2 rRNA genes are annotated in these 714 nt (G+C 44.6%); both read left to right on the plus strand.

Features of this window, described 5'->3' with window-relative positions:
- Positions 1–92, plus strand: a 16S ribosomal RNA gene (locus tag L5L91_RS22575); the annotation flags it as partial.
- 362 nt (positions 93–454) lie between these two features.
- Positions 455–714 (plus strand): 23S ribosomal RNA (locus tag L5L91_RS22580); the annotation flags it as partial.

Here is a 714-nt window from a genome sequence, read left to right on the forward strand (position 1 = left end):
TCGGGGGGGCGCTCACCACTTTGTGGTTCATGACTGGGGTGAAGTCGTAACAAGGTAGCCCTAGGGGAACCTGGGGCTGGATCACCTCCTTACCTATACGACTAACTTAATGTTTGCTGAGTGTTCACACAGATTGCTTGTTTAGCTTCTCTTAGGAGAAGTCAGAGCGAAACATCCCTCTTGCAGGTAGATGTTGTTCTTTAACAATTTGGAAAGCTGATAGTATTTAATTGCATGAGTCTGTCATGTRATTAATTACAAAACGTTTAATGCGMAAGCATTGAACATGAGTTCTCAAACACTTTATTAAGTGTCTTGAATATTCAATAGTAAATTATKCTTWRTTGSATAGTTTACGTCTAAGGCGCGTCCACTTCTTTGGTCAGAAGTGAGACAAGTAAAACCAAGCTGGTCGCAATGCGACGCAGATGAGTGAAACTCATTTGGGTTGTATGGTTAAGCGAYTAAGCGTATACGGTGGATGCCTTGGCAGTCAGAGGCGATGAAGGACGTAGTAACTTGCGAAAAGCGTTGGCGAGCTAGTAACAAGCATTTGAGCTAACGATGTCCGAATGGGGGAACCCAGCAGCATAAGCTGTTATCGCAACATGAATACATAGTGTTGCGAGGCGAACGAGGGGAACTGAAACATCTAAGTACCCTTAGGAAAAGAAATCAACCGAGATTCCCCTAGTAGCGGCGAGCGAACGGGGA

It is taken from the genome of Shewanella sp. SM55 (genome assembly GCF_025654025.1).
In the GTDB taxonomy this organism is placed as follows: domain Bacteria; phylum Pseudomonadota; class Gammaproteobacteria; order Enterobacterales; family Shewanellaceae; genus Shewanella; species Shewanella oncorhynchi.